Source organism: Vibrio sp. C8 (assembly GCF_054051265.1).
The window spans coordinates 239,111-259,659 of record NZ_JBPAOE010000033.1 but is presented as its reverse complement, the minus strand read 5'-3'; the positions used below and the strand labels follow the sequence as shown (position 1 = coordinate 259,659).

The window sequence follows — 20,549 nt, the reverse complement described above, 5'->3', positions numbered from 1 at the left end:
AGCGGTAGTTCAGTTGGTTAGAATACCGGCCTGTCACGCCGGGGGTCGCGGGTTCGAGTCCCGTCCGCTCCGCCACTATTTGAAGCCTCAGTCGAAAGACTGGGGCTTTTTTACGTCTGGAGAAAAGTGACCAATACAGAGTGACAGTTCAGAGTGGTGCGCTTGGTTTAAAAGAAAGCCGAGCTGTCACACTGGGGAAGTACCAATAAGGTGTATAAATTACGGTAGGTTTTTTGAGGAATGATGAGTTTGTTACGTTTGAAGACATCGTTTTAGCAGGGCTAGTCCATATCGACTCAATTATTTGTCTCCTTTTCATTCCACTCTTCAAATGTTTCCCCATCTCAAAAAACAGATATAAAAAAGCCGATGCAGATGCATCGGCTTTTAACGTATTACGCTTAAGCTCTTTTGGCGGCTTTTAGTTTAAGCGCTTCTTTTTCTGAGTCAGACAAAAATGCCAGTTCTAATCCGTTTATTTGAGCTTGGCGAATTTGATCTTGAGACAAGCCGGCTTGAGGGGCTGCAACTTCATACTCGTGCGGCAGTTCTATACCCTCTACGGCTGGGTCATCGGTATTTAGGCAAGCGAGTACACCATGTTCTAAGAATTGTTTCAGAGGGTGACTCTGTAAGCTTTCAACAGTGCTGGTTTGAATGTTTGATGTTAAGCAAGACTCAATACCTATCTTATGCTCTGCTAAGTAATCCATCAGTTTAGGATCTTGAATTGCTTTCACACCATGTCCAATGCGTGTAGCACCAAGATCTTGGATGGCTTGCCACATACTTTCTGGGCCAGCTGCTTCTCCAGCATGAACAGTGATATTTAAGCCTGAATCACGAACTTGTTTAAAGTGACTAGTGAAAAGCTCACCTGGTTGGCCCAGTTCGTCACCCGCTAAGTCGACGGCAACAATGTTATCTCGTTGAGATAGGATTGCGTTGAGTTCTTGTTGGCAGGCCTCTGTGCCAAACGTACGGCTCATGATACCTATAAGGTTAGCCTTGATACCAAAGTCACGAATGCCAGCTTTCACGCCATCAACAACGGCTTCAACGACACCTTCTACTGGTAAGTTGTGCTTCATTGCCATGTAATAAGGAGAGAAGCGAAGTTCAGCGTAGTCAATTTGCGCATTCAGTGCATCTTCTACGTTTTCATAGGCTACGCGTCGGCATGCATCCAAATTGCCTAATACCGCTACACCCCAATCGAGTTTGGATAGAAATGCGACCAATGAGGGTTCTGCTTCTACTATCTGCACATGAGGTGTTAAATCGATAATGTTATTCGCAGGTAATTTCACACCAAACTTTGTGCCTAAATCTAGGATAGTTTGAGTGCGTATATTGCCATCTAAATGACGGTGTAAATCCGTTAATGGTAAGTTCTTGGTTATCATTATCTATCCCCATTGTTATCTGGGTGAAGTATAAGAACCAATGTCCCACCTGTCAGTAGCTGATTGAGGCAAAATAAACCTAATTTGCTGTTTTTTGCCTCATGTTAACTAAGTTTGTTGGCCATTCTTGGTAAGGGATTGGTTTACTGAATAGAAAGCCTTGGCCTTGTGGGCAGTTTAGTTGATGAAGCAAATCTACTTGCTCCTGCGTTTCTATCCCTTCCGCGACCAGTTGTACTTTAAAGCCTTTCATCATGTTGATAATGGCAGCAACGATACTCTCTTCTAAATGCTCCTGATTGAGTTGCATAATAAAAGCTCTATCTATCTTTAAGCAATCAAAAGGCAACTTATGTAAGTAAGATAGCGAACTATAACCAGTGCCAAAATCATCGATAGCGATATGTATCCCCAATTTTTTCAACGCAAGCATATTGCTCAAAATGATTGGATCATTATCAACTATCTTCGATTCGGTAATCTCTAACGCCAGATTACTCGGTCTTAACTGAGTGATGCGTAGTATTTCTTCAAGTTGCGGTAAGAAAAGATAGCTGGAAAGCTGACTTACGGACAAATTGACGTGCATACGAAAATCGCATGCCCACTTACCTTCTTCAATCCCTTTTACTGTGTCGATGCATGCTTGTAGGAGTATCTGTTCACCAATGGTGTTGATCAGCCCACTCTCTTCAGCCACGGGAATGAACTCGGTTGGTGGTACCAAGCCAAGTTCAGGTGAAATCCAGCGAGCCAGAGCTTCTGCGCCTAGAACTTCGCCACTGTTTAAGTCAACGATTGGTTGATAAAACGGAACAAATTCATGTTTCTCTATGGCGACTTTTAACAGTGTCACCATTTGAGTTCTCTTACGAGATATTCCCGCCATTTCCGGTGCGTAGTAGCTGATTCGTGTTGAATCTGATTTGGCGTTGCTTAAAGCTATACTGCCGTTTCTCAGCCAGACGGTCATGTTGGTTGAGTCAAAGTTATGCACTATGCCGACAGATACGTTGACCGCGATAGGTTCGTTTGGCATTGAGTAAGGCGTTGCAAATAACTGCAGAATGCGGTTTGCTTCATCTTGAATTTCCTGCTCATTTTGTACGAGAGGAAGATATAGCGCAAATTCATCGCCGCCAATTCGAGCTATATAGGCGTCAGACGCGTAAATGTTTTTTAGCCGTTGAGCGATAGCGATAAGCAGTTGGTCTGCCAGTTGGTGACCCAAGCTATCGTTAATATCTCTGAATTTATCGATACCAATAAGGAACAAACAGCCGTTGAGATTTTTCAGGTTACTGCAACTTTCAACTAAACCCTCGCGACTATAAAGCTTCGTAAGTGAGTCATACACCAACTGTGTTCGTAGAGCTTTAAACGACGCTTTCAGGTTGTTGGCCATTTCATTAAACGCGTGAACCAGTAAGCTGGTTTCATAGATATTGCCGGATTTTGGCATTGGTGTTGCCCAGTCACCACGTGCCAAATGTTGAGCTGCGGAAGCCGTGGATGTAATTGGTGCAGTAATACGATTAAACGCAATGTAGCCGATACCAATGCCAAACAAGCTGATTAGCAGGCCGATATACCAAGCATTACGTTGATTGTAAGGGACTTCACCTAATAAATTTGGTTCTGAAATTGAGACGCCGATAAACCAATGCAATCCAAACTCGTCTTCAAAAGGTGTTACCTTGTTGAAATAGCGATCACTGTTGACATGAGTGACGAAGTTTTTCGTCGCGATATCAGTTGGTTGTTCAAGCTGTTTGAAGTGTTCAGCACTGGCTTTAATGACAGGGCTGGCGTTCTCCGTAGCCATCAAACGCGTCCCTTTCGGTGATAAGCTTGTTCCCCAAGAAACCACACCGCCAGCACTTGAATGAGCAATGAGTCGGTGCTCATTATCAAAAATGTAGATATCTGCCTCAGTTTGCTGCTTCATTGCACGTAAAAAGGCATTAAATGTATCGATCTTGACATCAGTGACGGAGACGCCGACAAATTGTTTGTCTTGAAAAACCGGGCTTAATGAAGAAAGGGTGATCTCTTGGCGCTCATCGGCGTTGGTATAAATTGAAGACCACATCGGTTTAGGGCTTTCAGCGACAGGGGCATACCAAGGGCGCACTCGTGGGTCATAATCGTCTATTACAGATCGGACATCCTTACTCACAATATCGTTCTGATAAATAACGAGCTTATTTTGGGTGCGTCTGTCTTGAACCATCAAAGTGTAGCTTTGATCCACCTCTTTTCGGAAGCCGACATATTCTGCGTTGATGCCACCAAACCCGATCACATCCAACTGGGGGATGGATTTATAGAGATCTGAAAAATTGAATCTGAAGAAGTCTTCTATTTTTTGCGTGTTACCTTTTTGATAGAGGTGACTGAAGCCGAGGTTGTGACTCAAACTTAAGTTCGCTAAAAAAGGCTCTTCGAGAAAATTGTAGAGGCGCTGTTCAACATTATTGGTCAGATACGTTAGCTGTTTGCTACTGATATCTTGGACCATTTGTTCATAGTTGGCTTTTTGGACAAAAGCAATCACCCCGAACGTGACCGAGAAGATGATCACGAACGGTAGTAATACAGCCGTTTTTAATTTTATTTGCTTCTTAAAAGGCATATCCCTGATCTTAATAAAAGCACTATTCCTATGCCTACAGGAAAGGGCTCATCGAATGCCTGATAGAAATAAAATCAGTACAGTTCTTTGAGTTTCCTTGTAAGCGTGTTACGACCCCAGCCTAGTACTTTTGCAGCATCTTGTTTATGACCATTCGTATGATGTAGTGCTGCTTCTAGAAGTATACGTTCGAATTCAGGTAATGCGTACGAAAGAATTTCCGTTTCTCCCGATGCCAGTGCTGATTTAGCCCACGACTCCAACTGCTTTTGCCAACTGGTGTCATTTTCAAAATCGACACTTTTCTTCTCTGAAATCAATTCTGATGGAAGATCACTTGGCAAAACCTCTGAACCGCTTGCCATGACCGTTAACCAACGACACATGTTTTCTAATTGGCGAACGTTACCGGGCCAATCTAGACGGTTAAGAATTTCTACAGCTTTAGGATGAAGAGTTTTCATCTCGACTCCTAGTTCTTTAGCGGCAAGTGCGAGGAAATGTTGAGTAAGCTTTTCGATATCTTGACGGCGCTCACGTAAAGATGGAATTTGAATGCGTATTACATTCAAACGATGAAACAAATCTTCACGAAACTTGCCTTGGTGAACAAGCTTCTCTAGGTTCTGGTGAGTCGCAGCTACGATACGAACATCAACTTTTATCGCTGAGTGACCACCCACACGGTAGAACTGACCATCAGCCAATACCCGTAATAAACGAGTCTGAATATCGAGTGGCATATCCCCAATTTCATCAAGGAATAATGTTCCTCCGTTTGCTTGTTCAAATCGGCCTTGGCGCACGTTGTTTGCCCCTGTAAAGGCACCTTTTTCGTGACCAAAGAGCTCAGATTCAATCAGATCTTTGGGAATCGCTGCCATGTTCAGGGCGATAAACGGTTTTTGTGCTCTAGGACTGTGACGATGAAGAGCATGGGCTACGAGCTCTTTACCTGTACCGGATTCGCCGTTTATCAATACTGAGATGGAAGAGCGGGACAAGCGACCGATAGCGCGAAACACTTCCTGCATAGCCGGAGCTTCACCAATGATTTCCGGTGAATCATAGGACTGCTCAAGTTGTTTTGATTGCTCTTTACGTTGCTCTTGGCCGTGAGCAATGGCACGCTCAACCAAAGTAAGCGTTTCATCCACATCAAACGGCTTTGGTAAGTATTCAAATGCGCCTTTCTGGTAGGCGTTAACCGCAGCATCCAAATCAGAGTGAGCAGTCATGATGATGACCGGCAACTCTGGTGAACGCGAATGTACTTGATTGAGTAACTCGATGCCGTCAATCCCCGGCATACGAATATCGGAAACTAACACATCAGGTGTTTCTCGCTCTAATGCCATTAAAACGCTTTCGGCATCGGAAAAGGTTTCACATTTGATATTGGCTGATGAAAGAGTCTTTTCCATAACCCAGCGGATAGAACTGTCGTCATCGACAACCCATACGTATCCTTTACTCATAGTTTTAATTCCTTAGCAGCAAATCTTGTGACTAATGTGTCTAAATTGGTAAATAAATAGTGAACGTGGTTCTGCCTGGCCAGCTTTCTACTTCAATTTTTCCATTATGCTGGTCGATCAGGTTTTGAGAGATTGATAGCCCTAGACCAGTTCCACCTTCGCGTCCACTGACCATTGGGTAGAATAAGGTGTCTTGCAATTCCATCGGAATGCCCGGGCCGTTGTCTGTAATCTCTATTCTGGCCACTAACTTATGTCGTTGGCCTTGAATGGTTGCTTGATGGACGGTTCTGGTACGCAGTGTGATCTGTTGATGTTTTTGATTAGATAAGATCTGTGCAGCGTTGCTGACGATATTGAGTAAAGCTTGCTCTATTTGATCCATGTCCATCATTATGTCAGGCAAGCTCGGATCATAGTCACGTTCGATGACTAATTCAGGCCCACCTTCGAGTTCAACAAGCTGGCGTACTTTCTCTAAAATAAGGTGCAGATTTTCTGACTTCTTTTTACCTGGCTTTTGCGGCCCTAATAAACGGTCAACCAATGCTCTTAGGCGATCAGCTTGTTCAATAATAATTTGGGTGTATTCGGTGAGGCTTTGATCGGGCAACATTCGTTCTAAAAGCTGTGCAGCACCGCGCAATCCGCCTAGAGGGTTTTTAATTTCATGAGCCAATCCACGAACCAATAATTTGGCTGCTTGTTGTTGTGCATGTTGGTTGAGTTCTTGGGTCAGGCGTCTTTGTTGGCCTATACGTCTCATTTCAACCAATAAATACAAATCTTTATCCCATGACATAGGACTAACCGTCACTTCAAGCATTAACGGCTTACCGTCGACAACAAAAGTCACGTCGCTATCAGTAATGCTTTGGCCACTTTGTAAAGGTTGAGTCAGCAATGCCAAATCCATCGAGGCGTGTTGAATCAGCTTGGAAAGAGGCTGGTTGGTAATACGTTTGGCACTTTGTGAGAACAATTGTTCAGCTGCTGGGTTTGCATAACGTACGCACAACAATTCGTCCAACATTAAAGTGGCCGTTACGACGTTGTTTAAAATGGTGTGGCTCAGTTCTGCATTCACAGTTTTTTCCTTGTCCGTGTTCCAAAATAATGCAACGCACCTTTTTGGTGCATTGAAATGTCAAGTATGGCGCAACGGTATGCAAAGAAAAAGAGAAACTCTTTGTGATATCAGGCTAATTAGTAGCTTATCGACTAATTCACGGACGCCCGATGAAGATACACCGTTACAACAGAGCTAGATGCAATAACCTTGCCGCTTCCAACTGCCTGAATTAAAAAGCGATGAGAGCCTCGTTCAATGTTTTTGAGCGGCCACACCGTTCTGGTGCTAGGTGCACCTATTGGCTGTCCATTCATCAGCAATTGTAGTCGTTCGGGGTCTGTTAGTTGTCTGTTTAAACCTATAGTGATGCTTATGTTACCTTCATTGCTGCGAATGGTTTCACCATCACTGGGCGATAAGATACTGATACTGAGTGGCGTTAAGGCTTCTTCAATGCGTTGAGATTTTCGTGCTTTAGTCTCAGCTAGGCCGCTATTGGAAGTTTCGAAACTCGATATTGCGAGAGGCTTTGCACTTGGTTCTGGGGTATCACTGAAATGCTGTACACCTTTGTCGTCTAACCAAATGTAGATCTCTTTGCTTGTTGTTGAGTTACTTACACACAGCAGAAAGAATAGAAGTAAAGCGTTTTTCAATGTGAGCTCCGATACGAAGTGGATTCAAATGGTGCTGATTATGCTAATGAGAAATTCGTATCTGAGAATAGAAAAAAGGCCCGCCTGCGAGGCGAGCCTGATATATCGTTAAAGCGAATTCTTATACAGAGTAGTATAGTTCGAACTCTAGTGGGTGAACGGCTACGTTTACACGTTGTACGTCTTTTGTTTTCAGCTCAATGTAAGAGTTGATGAAATCATCAGAGAAAACGCCACCTGCAGTTAGGAACTCACGGTCGTCACTTAGACATTGCAGAGCTTGTTGTAGAGACTCTGCAACTTTTGGAATCTCTGCTTCTTCTTCTGCTGGTAGGTCGTACAAGTCTTTATCCATAGCTTCGCCTGGGTGGATCTTGTTCTTAATACCGTCAAGACCAGCCATCAGCATTGCTGCGAATGCTAGGTATGGGTTTGCTGCTGGATCTGGGAAGCGAACTTCGATACGACGAGCTTTAGGGCTTGGTACCACTGGAATACGGATAGACGCAGAACGGTTACGAGCTGAGTAAGCAAGCATAACTGGCGCTTCGTAGTGAGGAACCAAACGTTTGTACGAGTTAGTTGATGGGTTAGTCAACGCGTTCAGTGCACGAGCGTGTTTGATGATACCACCGATGTAGTAAAGCGCCATTTCAGATAGGCCGCCGTACTTGTCGCCAGCGAATAGGTTAACACCGTCTTTCGCTAGAGATTGGTGAACGTGCATACCAGAACCGTTGTCGCCAACGAGTGGTTTAGGCATGAAAGTCGCTGTTTTACCAAACGCATGAGCCACGTTGTGAACAACGTACTTGTAGATTTGGATTTCGTCTGCTTTTGCTGTTAGCGTGTTGAAACGAGTTGCGATTTCGTTTTGACCCGCAGTTGCAACTTCGTGGTGGTGAGCTTCAACAACAAGGCCCATTTCTTCCATGATTAGACACATAGCAGAACGAAGGTCTTGAGATGAATCCACTGGAGCTACTGGGAAGTAACCACCTTTAACGCCTGGACGGTGACCTTTGTTACCATCTTCGTAATCAGAACCAGTGTTCCACGCAGCTTCTACGTCATCGATCTTGAAGAAAGAACCAGACATGTCAGTTGAGAACTTAACATCGTCAAATAGGAAGAATTCTGGCTCTGGACCAACAAGAACAGTGTCTGCAAGACCAGTTGAACGCATGTACTCTTCAGCGCGTTTAGCAATAGAACGAGGGTCGCGGTCATAACCTTGCATTGTTGCAGGTTCTAGGATGTCACAACGGATGTTTAGCGTTGATTCTTCTGTAAATGGGTCTAACACTGCAGACGCAGCATCTGGCATCATCACCATGTCAGATTCATTGATGCCTTTCCAGCCAGCAACTGATGAACCATCGAACATTTTGCCATCTTCGAAGAAGTCTGCATCGATTTGGTGAGCAGGAATCGAAATGTGTTGCTCTTTACCTTTTGTATCTGTGAAACGTAGGTCCACAAACTTAACTTCGTTTTCTTGAATCAGCGATAGTACGTTTTCTACTGACATCTCGGATAACCTCCAGTGTTAATAAAGCGATTTGGGCTCGAATCAAAATTAGTTTCTTGCATTAATCAGTGCTTAAACCCATCTTAATCGATGTTGAACATATGCTTGCGATATTCGTGCCAAACATTTTAGCCCATATAAATCAATGCATTACTTGCATTGTGTTTTTTTTGGTGCTTAGCGGTGCACCAAAAAGGGTTCTCGATGAACTAAATTGGTGCAAATGCATGAGCGATGCACCAATTTCTATCAAAGCGTACACTATTCACACAATGATTCACTCAGTTTTTTTAAGTGTAATTAACTATAATTTGTCACTATTTGTTTTAAATGAGATTAACGACTAGGCTCTATAGAGTGAAAATCAGCGTGATAGATCACATATTCCTAGGTTTTTCGTCAAAATCTGGTACATTATTGCCCGTTTTTTGAACCAAATTAAGGCTACGTCTTTATATCCCATAAAGGCGGGCTATTTTGTGTATATAAGTGAAGCAAACTCCATGGCTACTCCACAGATAGATAAATTAAGAAATATCGCGATCATCGCGCACGTTGACCACGGTAAAACGACTCTTGTTGACAAACTACTCCAACAATCGGGTACGTTAGAATCACGCGGTGACATCGAAGAGCGAGTCATGGACTCGAACGATATCGAAAAAGAACGTGGTATTACAATTCTTGCTAAAAACACAGCAATTAACTGGAACGACTACCGTATCAACATCGTAGATACTCCAGGGCACGCGGACTTTGGTGGTGAAGTTGAACGTATTATGTCAATGGTTGACTGCGTATGTTTGATCGTTGACGCTGTTGACGGCCCTATGCCACAAACTCGTTTCGTAACGCAAAAAGCGTTTGCTCACGGTTTGAAGCCAATCGTTGTTATCAACAAAATCGACCGTCCTGGTGCTCGTCCTGATTGGGTAATGGACCAAGTTTTTGACCTATTTGATAACCTAGGTGCAAGTGATGAACAGCTAGATTTCCAAGTAGTTTACGCTTCAGCTCTTAACGGTTGGGCGACTCTGGAAGAAGGCGCAACTGGCGAGAACATGGAACCATTGTTCCAAGCTATCGTAGACAACGTTGAACCACCACAAGTTGATCCAGCTGGTGCATTGCAAATGCAAATCTCTCAGCTTGATTACAGCTCATACGTAGGTGTAATCGGTGTTGGTCGTGTAACTCGCGGTACAGTAAAACCAAACCAACAAGTTACAGTTGTTGGTGCAGATGGTAAGAAACGTAACGGTAAAGTAGGTACAGTTCTTGGTTACCTAGGCCTACAACGTTCTGAAACTGAGCAAGCAACTGCGGGTGACATCGTTGCGATCACTGGTCTTGGTGAACTGAAAATCTCTGACACCATCTGTGATGTGAACACGGTTGAAGCTCTTCCACCACTAAGTGTTGATGAACCAACGGTAACGATGACTTTCCAAGTAAACACTTCTCCGTTTGCTGGTAAAGAAGGTAAGTTCGTAACTTCACGTAATATTCTTGAGCGTCTTGAAAAAGAATTGGTTCACAACGTAGCACTACGTGTTGAACAAACAGACGATCCAGATAAATTCCGTGTGTCTGGTCGTGGTGAGCTTCACCTTTCAATTCTTATTGAGAACATGCGTCGTGAAGGTTTTGAGCTTGCTGTATCTCGTCCAGAAGTAATTCTGAAAGAAGAAAATGGTCAGCTAATGGAACCGTTTGAAACTGTGACTATCGACGTTCAAGAAGAACACCAAGGCGGTATCATGGAGAAAATCGGCATGCGTAAAGGCGAGCTGAAAGATATGTCTCCAGATGGTAAAGGCCGTGTGCGTCTTGACTTCATGATGCCTTCTCGTGGTTTGATTGGTTTCCAAACAGAGTTTTTAACTCTAACATCAGGTTCAGGTCTTCTTTACCATACGTTTGATCATTACGCACCGCACAAAGGTGGCGAAATTGGTCAGCGTGTAAACGGTGTATTGATTTCAAATGCGACTGGTAAAGCGTTGACTTATGCACTATTTAACCTTCAAGAGCGTGGTCGTCTATTTACGGAGCACGCTGACGAAGTGTACGAAGGTCAAGTAATTGGTATCCATAACCGTTCAAATGACCTGACAGTTAACTGTTTGAAAGGTAAACAGCTAACTAACGTACGTGCATCTGGTACTGATGAAGCTCAAGTTCTGACTCCAGCAATCAAGTTCACTCTAGAGCAAGCTCTAGAGTTCATTGATGATGATGAACTAGTAGAAGTAACTCCAGAGAGCATCCGTATCCGTAAGCGTCACCTAACGGAAAACGATCGTAAACGTGCATCTCGCGGTTAATTAACCCTCTTAGGTTATCGTTTTTAAAAACCCCTAGCTGTGTAAGCTAGGGGTTTTTTGTATCTAAATAGTGTGAGGCATTTATTATGTTTCCTGTGATTATCACGGGCGGTCCCGGCGCAGGTAAGACAACGCTGATCAAAGCTTTGTCAGATAGAGGATTTACAACTTTTCAGGAATCTTCTCGTGATTTGATTGAGCAGCAAAGCCAGTTAACAGATGGCATTCTTCCATGGGAAAATATGTCGGGGTTCGCCGCTTTATGTTTTGAAGTTATGAAACAGCAAAAGAGTAAAGCGAGTGAACATTCCATCGCCTTCTTGGATAGAGCAATACCGGATATATGTGGATATTTAAAAGGTGCTGAAATAGAGCCTGACGAACAGTATTTATTGGAAAGCAAGGGATACTTCCGTAAGGTTTTTGTTTGTTGCCCTCACCAAGATATTTATGTTCAGGATGAAATTCGTCCTTATCCTTTTGAAGAGGCTTTAGATATTCATTACAGGTTGGTGGACATTTATCAGCAGTTTGGTTACTGCTGTATTGAAGTCCCTTTTAAGACGGTCAACGAACGAGTTGAATTTGTCTTGAATACTCTCTCAACAACCTGATCAGGGAACATTGTTTGGTTTATCTATCAAAGTTAACCTTGAACTAAGCAAGTTGAGTCCCACTCTATTAAAATTAGTACGTTACAAACATACAAACTCTCGCATCGAGAGTTTGTCCGGGTAAAAACAGTCAGGAGAGTGCAATTGGACTTACAGCATTCGGTCAAACAAACCTATGCATTTGGCCGATATTTAGTTTTAAGAATGAAACATGATCGCGTGAATGTTAATGCAGGGTATCTGGCGTATATTACTTTGCTTTCCATCGTGCCGATGTTTACGGTTTCACTCTCTATCATGTCGTCATTTGAGATCTTCTCAAATGTGGGTGAAATTCTGCAAGACTTTGTGATTGAACACTTTGTTCCTGCCGCTGGCTTAGCGGTACGCACTGCGCTAACAGAGTTCATTACTAATACGGCGAAAATGACTGCTGTTGGTGGTGTATTTCTGTTTGTTGCTGCTTTAATGCTGATTTCCAACATAGATAAAAACTTGAACTACATATGGCGGGTGAGAAATAAACGACGTGTTGTTTTTTCTTTTTCTATGTACTGGATGATTTTGACGCTGGGGCCTCTTCTGCTGGGGGCGAGTATCGCAATGACGTCTTATATCACTTCGTTGAAAATCATTGATAGTGAGGCTCTGGTTGGCGTTTACAACCTGTTTTTGCGTTGGCTGCCGTTCTTGCTCTCTTTTTTCGCTTTTGCTGGTTTGTACTTACTGGTTCCGAATAAAAAGGTCTATATTTATCATTCTCTTGTCGGAGCGCTGGCCGCTGCCATTCTCTTTGAACTGAGTAAGAAAGCCTTTGCGGCCTATATTACCCATTTCCCCTCATATCAGCTTATTTATGGGGCGTTGGCAGCGATACCAATTCTGTTCGTCTGGATATACCTGTGTTGGATGATTGTCTTGATAGGTGCAGAAGTCACAGCGGCTTTGGGTGAGCGTGAGTGCTGGAGTGAGGAAGAAGACATGATAAACTCGAATGCCCTTTCAAAGATTGAGAAGGAAGAAGATTCCAGTGATAGCGTTGATTCAACGAGTAAGTGAAGCAGCAGTACGCGTCGACGGTGAAGTAGTCGGTGAAATTGAAAAAGGTTTATTGGTATTACTAGGTGTTGAACGTGAAGATGACGATGCGAAAGCTAAGCGTTTGATGGAGCGCGTGACTTCCTACCGAGTATTTGAAGACCACGCTGGCAAAATGAATTTAAGTGTGAAAGATGTGGGTGGCAGCGTGTTGGTTGTTTCTCAGTTCACTTTGCCCGCAGATACAAAAAAAGGGACACGAGCGGGGTTTTCTCGTGGTGCTCATCCACAAGATGCTGAGCGTCTGTATAATTATTTTTCTGACTTATGTGAAGAAGTGTTGCCAACTGAGCGAGGACGCTTTGCGGCAGACATGAAAGTCTCACTAGTCAACGATGGACCTGTGACATTTTGGTTGCAGGTATAATGTTTAGGAACGGAATCTATGTTTAAACTTATTACGCCGACTACGGATAATCAGCTCAATAAGTATTACCACTTCCGCTGGCAGATGTTGCGTGAGCCTTGGCGAATGCCTATCGGCTCAGAGCGCGATGAATATGACCCTATGAGTCATCACCGCATGATTGTCGATGGAAGAGGAAGACCCATTGCAATCGGTCGTCTATACATTACCCCAGACAGTGAAGGCCAAATCCGCTATATGGCGGTGAAAGCAGCTCGTCGCAACAAGGGTATGGGATCGTTAGTATTAGTTGCTCTGGAGTCTTTAGCGCGTCAGGAAGGAGCAAAACGTCTGGTATGTAGTGCCCGTGAGGACGCCATTTCATTTTATGAAAGAAACGGCTTTGAGCGTCGCGGAGAACTGAACGATGAGCGAGGTCCTGTTCGTCATCAACAGATGGTGAAACATCTCGACCCAATGGCAAATGTATTACGTAAGCCAGAGTGGTGTACAGAGCTTCAGGATCGTTGGGCAACTCAAATTCCGATCAGTGATAAAATGGGCATCAAAGTTCAGCAATATACTGGCTATCAGTTTCAGTGCTGTGCGCAGATAAACCCGAATCTCAATCCACACAATACTATGTTTGCCGGCTCTGCTTTTACCTTGGCAACGCTCACTGGCTGGGGAATGGCGTGGTTGTTGATGCGTGAACGTGGCCTAGAAGGTGATATAGTGCTGGTGGACAGTAATATTCGTTATCATCACCCAGTGGTACATAACCCTGTTGCTTCCACATCCTTAGACGGAATTAGCGGGGACTTGGACCGTTTAGCGTCTGGTCGTAAAGCCCGAATCGTGGTGAACGTGAACATATCAAGTGGTGATGTTGACTCTGTAGCTTTCGTTGGAACCTACATGCTCATCCCTAACTATCAAGAGATCCTAAAAAAAGCTGGCGCAAATTAATACCGAGCTTTAGTCGGGGCAAGGTAGTTGTTGTTGCGTATTTCTCAGCAGGTCATAGCTGACTTTCTTACAGCCCTGACTCACATCAATGATAAATTGCCCTTCTTGAGGTGAAACCAAATCAAGTTGGGCAACAATATCTGCATCCAACCCTAATCCTCTCAACGGTGTTTTCGCTAAGCTGATTCGGCCTCTGTCGGCAGTCAATTTAAGGTTATCAACGTCAAACGGTTGAACAACCAGTGAGTCAGGTGTTTTCAGAACCATAATGCCGTCACGCATGCTGCCATTCAGTTCCCCAGTAATAGAGTGGGAAAGCATCGAATAATCACCAGCCAATCCTTCAGCGTTGATGTCGAATTCAGTAATTGCGTCGATTTTTACTGGCAGTTTAACGAAGTGGTTTATCACAGGGAATGGCAAACCATCAGCATGCGCTGTCAAAGACCAAGGAGCGCTTGGCTGAGTGAAATCCCAATAAGCATTGGCTTCTAGATAGCCTTTTTCAAGCGGGATGAAGGCTCTGTCGAGTTGCCAGTTACCTTTGTCACTGTGCATTTCAATGACCCCTTGAGTGCTGATTAGCTCTCCGACACTTGCACTGTTAGCACTGATAGCTAACTTACCATCCCACAAGCCCCACTGAGTGTTTTTAACCAACTGAGCATTCGTTCCTTCAATGGTTAGTCCGGACAGTTGCCAGAAAGGTTTGCTGATAAGCTGAATCAGTTGCAGGTTATTGATTGCCAAGCTATCTATGGCAAGCTCATTGAGCTGGGGCAACTGTTTAGGTATCCAAGCTAAATCTTGCTGTGTATCAGCAAACCATTTAATGCCTCTCGCATTAAACTGTTTTAAGTGAATACTGGTTGGTGTCACGTTGCCTGATAACTGAACACTACCTTGTAAAACTTCGGTTGAAAAATCGCTGATAGAAATGGATTGGTCTGAAAAATCGAGCTTAATACTTGGTTCCACCCACTGTAGACCTTTCCATGAAATCGAATCAGCGTTTAATGACAGGTAACCTTTGTCTTGTTGCCAGACAGATTGAGTGAGAGAGAAGTTTTCCAACGAAGCGGCAGTGTTTTCCAGTTCAAAGCCAGCTAACGTGATCTGGCTGTTAAGAATATCCAGACTGTTGATATGTGTGATGTATTTAAGCGCTTGCTGCCACAGTTTATCTGTCGTGCTGTTTAATGATTCTGGCAGTTTTAAGTGGCTGATGGTGGTGTTAATCAGTGACCATCCCGAATCAAACTGTTCTGCCTGACCTGAAAAGTCCGCACCTCGCCATTTAAACGATGCTCCATAAACTGTACTGTCATTCGTTTTGTAATCTGCATCAATCAAAACTTTGTCGAAAGCTTCACCATCCCAATAAAACTGGTCTACGGATAGCTGAAGCTCACCATAAGGCAGTAGCTGTTCGTGGTCTCTCCATTGAGGGTGCTTCACCTGAAGATTGACACTTCGGGCAATTAGTCCTTGATGCGAGAAGTCCACATTGTGCAGAGCAAGTTGGTTCAATTGTAAGTTTTGAAGGAAGTCTGAAGACGGAAGACCCTGAGAAAAGTTCGCTCCATCAAGCAACAGACTATCAATGACCAGTTTGTCTTGTTTGATCAGTTTTTCGTTTAGCCAGATATCAACTTTGGAAAAAGAGATCGGTTGTTCTTTCGTCTCAATACTGACGTTGTGCAAGGTGAAGTGAGCTGGATATTCATAATCGAGGTCAGAAAAGGAGAGTTTGTTCGGCCATAACTGTTGAGTTAACCATTGAGCGGAAGGGGTAAAATAACGGGTGTGCATAACACCAAATACCACCAACGTAAACGTAAGTAGTAACACTATAACTCCAATCCCTAGTGCTAACAGTTTCTTCATGGTTTGTATCGGCTAAACGGAACGAGCTAACAGCTTTGATCAAATATCGATTCGCTTCAACAAAAAAGCCCCTAAAAATAGGGGCTTGCTAAGTTTTTAAACGTCAAATGCTGAGGTGATCGTTTCAGTCTAGTTGCGGACCCGCTGCGACTAGTGATTTACCTTCTGCATTGTCTGTGTACTTATCGAAGTTGTTGATGAAGCGAGTAGCAAGATCTTTTGCTTTGCTTTCCCATTGTAGAGGGTCAACGTAAGTATCACGTGGGTCTAGAATTGATGGATCAACACCAGGCAATGCGGTTGGAATTTCTAGATTGAAAATCGGCACGTGTTTTGTTTCTGCCTCTTCAATAGAGCCATCCAAAATCGCATCTATGATACCGCGAGTATCTTGAATTGAGATACGTTTACCTGAACCGTTCCAACCTGTATTCACTAGGTAAGCTTCAGCGCCCACTGCTTCCATACGTTTTACCAGTACTTCTGCATACTGTGTTGGGTGTAGCGTTAAGAACGCTGCGCCGAAACAAGCAGAGAAAGTTGGAGTTGGTTCAGTAATACCACGTTCAGTACCAGCCAGCTTCGCTGTGAAGCCTGAAAGGAAATGGTACTTGGTTTGTTCTGGAGTCAATTTAGATACAGGAGGTAGTACACCGAACGCATCTGCAGACAAGAAGATAACTTTATTTGCGTGGCCGCCTTTTGAAATAGGCTTAACGATGTTATCGATATGATAAATAGGGTAAGAAACACGTGTGTTTTCGGTTTTCGAACCGTCATCAAAGTCGATAGAGCCATCGGCACGAACGGTCACGTTTTCTAATAGAGCATCACGGCGAATTGCGTTGTAGATATCTGGCTCTGCTTCTTTAGATAGCTTAATGGTTTTCGCGTAGCAGCCACCTTCAAAGTTGAAGACACCATCATCGTCCCAGCCATGTTCGTCATCACCGATCAATGCTCGTTTAGGATCGGTAGAAAGCGTGGTTTTACCTGTGCCAGACAGACCAAAGAAAATTGCTACGTCGCCATCTTTACCCATGTTCGCAGAACAGTGCATAGACGCGATGCCTTGAAGAGGTAGGAAGTAGTTCATCATTGCGAACATACCTTTCTTCATCTCACCGCCGTACCAAGTACCGCCGATAAGTTGCATTTTTTCAGTCAGGTTAAACACAGTGAAGTTTTCAGAGTTCAGACCATGCTCTTGCCATTTAGTGTTGGTGCACTTAGCGCCATTCATGACAACGAAATCAGGTTTGAAGTTGGCTAACTCTTCATCACTTGGGCGGATGAACATGTTTTTCACGAAGTGCGCTTGCCAAGCTACTTCAGTAATAAAGCGCACACATAAACGCGTATCAGCGTTAGCGCCACAATAACCGTCAAATACGAACAGACGTTTGCCAGAAAGCTGTTTGTTCACTTGAGCTTTCAAGTCATTCCAAATTTCTTGGCTGATTGGTTTGTTATCGTTTTTCGCTTGTTCTGATGTCCACCATAACGTGTCACGCGTGGTGTCATCTTTAACGATAAACTTATCTTTAGGCGAGCGACCAGTAAAGATACCAGTGTCTACTGCGACTGCTCCCAGTTCAGTGACTACGCCTTTCTCGTAGCCTTCTAAATCTGAGCGTGTTTCTTCTGCGAATAACGTTTCGTAACTTGGGTTGTGTATGACTTCAGTTACGTTGGTAATTCCGTATTGGGTTAGGTCTAATTGTGCAGCCTTTGTATGTTCCATAACGGTCATAGGTGCTCCTTATAAGGATTTTTGTAGGGATTTTGTAATAATGTTTTTAATTGTTATCTGCTAACCATGCTATCAACGGGCTGGGGGGAAAACAGGGAGATAGTTCAAAAAATACCCACTTATTTCCTATGGTTTTAGGTAACTCGTCACATATCTTAGCCAGAGTATTTTATCTTGTAGTTGGCAAGAGATACCAGAGGAAATCGTTAATAATTCCCAGAAATTAAGTATGCTGTACGGTAGCTGTAAGCCTTGATTTTATTGGGTTTTGATCACAAAAAAAGCCAGCTTTAGGCTGGCTTTCGCGGGAGAATGACGTGCTTGTTAATTCTAGTGAATTAATGCAGCGTTTTTTGTTCACTTTGTGCTTGTGAGTAGAGTTCTGCTACCTGCGCTGAATCGAAAGAATACGTTGTACCACAGTAATCACAATGTAAAGAAACCGATCCTTCTTCTGCCAAAATGTCGTTTATTTCATCTCGGGAGATGGTCACAATAGCCGCGCCGCTACGATCACGCGAACAACCACAAAGGAACTCAACGTCTTGAGGTTCAAACAATTTCACTTGTTCTTGGTTGTATAAGCGGTACAGAAGTTCGTTTGCTTCAAGAGTGAAAAGCTCTTCGTTTTTCACTGTATTTGTTAGCTGCTCTAGGTGCTCAAAATCTTCTGGTGAACCAGTGCCATCTGGAACGACTTGTAACAGCATACCAGCAGCATGAGGTTTGCCTTCATGCTCGCCCGTACGAATCCACAAACGTGTTTTTAATTGCTCAGAGCGCAAGAAGTAGTTTTCAATCACTTGAGCAATGTTGTCACCTTCAAGACCTACAACGCCTTGATAACGTTCGCCTTTTTTCGGTTCGATAGTAATGACCAAATGACCTTTACCCATCAAATCGTGTAAACCTGCGTCGTCGGCGATGTCGCCTTCCCAGCGCGCAACACCACGAATGCGCTGGTTGTTGTCGCCATTGATTACTGCTAAAGATACAGGACCATTACCTTGCAGTTGCATGGTAATTGAGCCTTCAAATTTTAGTGTCGCGGTTAACAGGGTAGTGGCTACCAGTAGCTCGCCCAACAGAGCTTGAATAGGCGCTGGGTATTCCTTGCTAGTGATAATTTGTTGGTACGCTTTATCTAGCTGTACGAGTTCACCGCGTACTGATAAGTCTTCAAATAGGTAGCGATTTAATACGTTGGTCGCCTTTGCGCTTGTAGTCATAAGGAATAATCCGGCTATTTACTGATGTTTAAATTTTAGAAGATCTCGACGCTGTTTTTTATCTGGGCGGCGATCTGGGCTTGGGTTGTGAGCATTTAGCTTGCGTGCTAACGCTTGACGCTCACGTTTTTCTATACTCTCAGGCGTTTCTGAATAGAGGGTTTGCGCTTCCGGTGCACCGCGCCTTTGATCCGAAATCCTGTCAATGGTAACGGTTTTTTCTTCTTGACCTTGGCGCAGGGTTATCACTGCACCAAGCTCGACAATCTTGCTTGGTTTTGAACGTTGGCCATTATAATGAACTTTGCCACCATCGACCATATTTCGTGCAATTGAACGAGTTTTATAAAATCTCGCGGCCCAAAGCCATTTATCGAGCCGAACTTCTTCGTTAGTGGAACTCATTTTGTTTAATGACCTCTAATCAATGCTCTTTACTCTTCGATGGGGGATAAAGTGGTGCTTAAGCATCATATTTTCAACCGAATCGAAAATTTAATAATAGAAAAAAACATGCTCTGTTGTTTAATGTTATATTGTTCGACTGCTGTTTATTCGGACGACAGTGGCTAGGGATTTAATAAAATCAAATGATTAATCAAGGAAAGCGAGAAGAATGCAGTTAAGCAAATTAATTTTCGACTGCGTGGCAAATTAATATGTTGAAAAATATCTCTCAATGGCAGAACCCAGTCAGTGTCATTCTCACTCTTGTATTGCTTTCTGCTTCAGCATGGATGTTGGGAAAAATGGTTTGGACGGTTCAAAGTGAACCTGTTTTTGTCTCTGCTTGGAGTCCTTCCAACAGCAGTTCTACGCCAACCAAAGCTAGCACCATTGATATTACTTCTTTGCAAAACGGCAGCTTGTTTGGTCAATATTCAGAATCAACACCAGTGGTTGATACTCCTAAAGTTGTCGATGCACCAAAAACTCGTTTAAACCTAGTTCTTGTTGGTGTTGTGGCAAGCAGCGATGTAGATAAAAATCTGGCTGTTATTGCAAACCGAGGTGCTCAGTCTACCTACGGAATCAACGAAGTCATAGAAGGCACAAGGGCAAAGCTCAAAGCGGTATTTGCTGATCGAGTCATAATCGACAACTCAGGTCGAGATGAAACTCTAATGCTGGATGGTATTGATTACGCAGCGAGAAATTCGGCTTCCAGCACTGAGCAACTTAGAGCTCAACGTCCAGTTGCCAATGATGCGAGACAAAGTGAAGACAAACTGGATGCGATTCGTGAAGCGATTCTCAAGAATCCACAAGAAATTTTTCAATATGTTCGTCTTTCTCAAGTAAAAGAAGACGATACCATCGTCGGGTACCGAGTGAGTCCAGGCAGAGACACAGCATTATTTGAGTCTGTTGGCCTGCAAGATGGTGATATAGCGATTGAATTTAACGGGTTTGACCTAACCAAACCAGAAGTAATGAATGAATTAGCATCTGCGGTGTCAGAGATGACAGAGATTAATCTGTCAGTTCTTCGTGACGGTCAACAGCATGATATCTATATACAATTGTAAGACTGATGCATTAGCTTCA

At 43.6% G+C, this 20,549-nt stretch carries 16 protein-coding genes; 6 read left to right on the top strand and 10 right to left on the bottom strand.

What is annotated here, in order from left to right:
- Window positions 1–401: 401 nt before the first annotated feature.
- The 6 genes from add to glnA form a co-directional block, all read right to left on the bottom strand.
- Window positions 402–1,406: an adenosine deaminase gene (gene add / locus ACRQQK_RS15450; RefSeq protein WP_457512830.1), complete on the bottom strand. Its 1,005-nt coding sequence runs from the start codon at window positions 1,404–1,406 to the stop codon at window positions 402–404.
- Window positions 1,407–1,485: 79 nt separating this feature from the next.
- The gene (gepA, locus tag ACRQQK_RS15445; RefSeq protein WP_457512828.1) at window positions 1,486–4,041 is read right to left on the bottom strand and encodes a phosphodiesterase GepA; all 2,556 of its coding nucleotides are present in this window, start codon (window positions 4,039–4,041) and stop codon (window positions 1,486–1,488) included.
- A 74-nt stretch (window positions 4,042–4,115) separates the two neighbouring features.
- Window positions 4,116–5,519: a nitrogen regulation protein NR(I) gene (gene glnG / locus ACRQQK_RS15440; protein WP_042484779.1), complete on the bottom strand. Its 1,404-nt coding sequence runs from the start codon at window positions 5,517–5,519 to the stop codon at window positions 4,116–4,118.
- A gap of 40 nt (window positions 5,520–5,559) precedes the next feature.
- On the bottom strand, window positions 5,560–6,606 hold the full coding sequence (gene glnL / locus ACRQQK_RS15435) for a nitrogen regulation protein NR(II) (RefSeq protein ID WP_457512826.1): 1,047 nt from the start codon (window positions 6,604–6,606) through the stop codon (window positions 5,560–5,562).
- 134 nt (window positions 6,607–6,740) lie between these two features.
- Window positions 6,741–7,247 (bottom strand): DUF4124 domain-containing protein, encoded by a 507-nt coding sequence (locus tag ACRQQK_RS15430; RefSeq protein ID WP_457512824.1) that lies wholly within the window; start codon window positions 7,245–7,247, stop codon window positions 6,741–6,743.
- Window positions 7,248–7,368: 121 nt separating this feature from the next.
- A complete protein-coding gene (gene glnA, locus ACRQQK_RS15425) occupies window positions 7,369–8,778 on the bottom strand; it encodes a glutamate--ammonia ligase (protein WP_457512823.1) in 1,410 nt (469 codons plus the stop codon).
- 503 nt (window positions 8,779–9,281) lie between these two features.
- Between glnA and typA the strand changes: the two genes are divergently transcribed.
- The 5 genes from typA to ACRQQK_RS15400 all read left to right on the top strand — a co-directional run bounded on the left by typA (window position 9,282) and on the right by ACRQQK_RS15400 (window position 14,132).
- The gene (typA, locus tag ACRQQK_RS15420; protein WP_457512821.1) at window positions 9,282–11,105 is read left to right on the top strand and encodes a translational GTPase TypA; all 1,824 of its coding nucleotides are present in this window, start codon (window positions 9,282–9,284) and stop codon (window positions 11,103–11,105) included.
- Window positions 11,106–11,191: 86 nt separating this feature from the next.
- Window positions 11,192–11,719, top strand: coding sequence for an AAA family ATPase (locus ACRQQK_RS15415; RefSeq protein WP_457512819.1), 528 nt, complete (start codon window positions 11,192–11,194; stop codon window positions 11,717–11,719).
- 144 nt (window positions 11,720–11,863) lie between these two features.
- Window positions 11,864–12,778, top strand: a complete 915-nt coding sequence (locus ACRQQK_RS15410; RefSeq protein WP_457512817.1) for a virulence factor BrkB family protein — start codon at window positions 11,864–11,866, stop codon at window positions 12,776–12,778.
- Window positions 12,750–13,184: a D-aminoacyl-tRNA deacylase gene (dtd, locus tag ACRQQK_RS15405; RefSeq protein ID WP_457512815.1), complete on the top strand. Its 435-nt coding sequence runs from the start codon at window positions 12,750–12,752 to the stop codon at window positions 13,182–13,184. Before ACRQQK_RS15410 ends, dtd begins: the two co-directional genes overlap by 29 nt.
- An 18-nt stretch (window positions 13,185–13,202) precedes the next feature.
- A complete protein-coding gene (locus ACRQQK_RS15400; RefSeq protein WP_457512813.1) occupies window positions 13,203–14,132 on the top strand; it encodes a bifunctional GNAT family N-acetyltransferase/hotdog fold thioesterase in 930 nt (309 codons plus the stop codon).
- A gap of 9 nt (window positions 14,133–14,141) precedes the next feature.
- On the opposite strand, the gene ACRQQK_RS15395 is transcribed toward ACRQQK_RS15400, so the two are convergent.
- The 4 genes from ACRQQK_RS15395 to hslR all read right to left on the bottom strand — a co-directional run bounded on the left by ACRQQK_RS15395 (window position 14,142) and on the right by hslR (window position 19,406).
- Window positions 14,142–16,019 (bottom strand): AsmA family protein, encoded by a 1,878-nt coding sequence (locus ACRQQK_RS15395; protein WP_457512811.1) that lies wholly within the window; start codon window positions 16,017–16,019, stop codon window positions 14,142–14,144.
- Window positions 16,020–16,143: 124 nt separating this feature from the next.
- A complete protein-coding gene (gene pckA, locus ACRQQK_RS15390) occupies window positions 16,144–17,772 on the bottom strand; it encodes a phosphoenolpyruvate carboxykinase (ATP) (protein WP_457512809.1) in 1,629 nt (542 codons plus the stop codon).
- Between the two features lie 338 nt (window positions 17,773–18,110).
- Window positions 18,111–19,001 carry an Hsp33 family molecular chaperone HslO gene (hslO, locus tag ACRQQK_RS15385; protein ID WP_457512807.1) on the bottom strand — a complete coding sequence of 297 codons (891 nt, stop codon included), beginning with the start codon at window positions 18,999–19,001 and terminating at the stop codon, window positions 18,111–18,113.
- A gap of 18 nt (window positions 19,002–19,019) precedes the next feature.
- Window positions 19,020–19,406 (bottom strand): ribosome-associated heat shock protein Hsp15, encoded by a 387-nt coding sequence (gene hslR / locus ACRQQK_RS15380; protein ID WP_102941268.1) that lies wholly within the window; start codon window positions 19,404–19,406, stop codon window positions 19,020–19,022.
- A 254-nt stretch (window positions 19,407–19,660) separates the two neighbouring features.
- Between hslR and gspC the strand changes: the two genes are divergently transcribed.
- A complete protein-coding gene (gene gspC, locus ACRQQK_RS15375; protein ID WP_457512805.1) occupies window positions 19,661–20,530 on the top strand; it encodes a type II secretion system protein GspC in 870 nt (289 codons plus the stop codon).
- Window positions 20,531–20,549 lie beyond the last annotated feature (19 nt).

Excerpts from the sequence above, each read along its gene's own strand:
- gspC (WP_457512805.1), top strand. The coding sequence starts at position 19,661 with ATGTTGAAAAATATCTCTCAATGGCAGAACCCAGTCAGTGTCATTCTC.
- add (WP_457512830.1), bottom strand. The coding sequence starts at position 1,406 with ATGATAACCAAGAACTTACCATTAACGGATTTACACCGTCATTTAGAT.
- typA (WP_457512821.1), top strand. The coding sequence starts at position 9,282 with ATGGCTACTCCACAGATAGATAAATTAAGAAATATCGCGATCATCGCG.
- ACRQQK_RS15415 (WP_457512819.1), top strand. The coding sequence starts at position 11,192 with ATGTTTCCTGTGATTATCACGGGCGGTCCCGGCGCAGGTAAGACAACG.
- hslR (WP_102941268.1), bottom strand. The coding sequence starts at position 19,406 with ATGAGTTCCACTAACGAAGAAGTTCGGCTCGATAAATGGCTTTGGGCC.
- gepA (WP_457512828.1), bottom strand. The coding sequence starts at position 4,041 with ATGCCTTTTAAGAAGCAAATAAAATTAAAAACGGCTGTATTACTACCG.
- glnG (WP_042484779.1), bottom strand. The coding sequence starts at position 5,519 with ATGAGTAAAGGATACGTATGGGTTGTCGATGACGACAGTTCTATCCGC.
- ACRQQK_RS15395 (WP_457512811.1), bottom strand. The coding sequence starts at position 16,019 with ATGAAGAAACTGTTAGCACTAGGGATTGGAGTTATAGTGTTACTACTT.
- pckA (WP_457512809.1), bottom strand. The coding sequence starts at position 17,772 with ATGACCGTTATGGAACATACAAAGGCTGCACAATTAGACCTAACCCAA.
- ACRQQK_RS15400 (WP_457512813.1), top strand. The coding sequence starts at position 13,203 with ATGTTTAAACTTATTACGCCGACTACGGATAATCAGCTCAATAAGTAT.
- hslO (WP_457512807.1), bottom strand. The coding sequence starts at position 19,001 with ATGACTACAAGCGCAAAGGCGACCAACGTATTAAATCGCTACCTATTT.
- glnA (WP_457512823.1), bottom strand. The coding sequence starts at position 8,778 with ATGTCAGTAGAAAACGTACTATCGCTGATTCAAGAAAACGAAGTTAAG.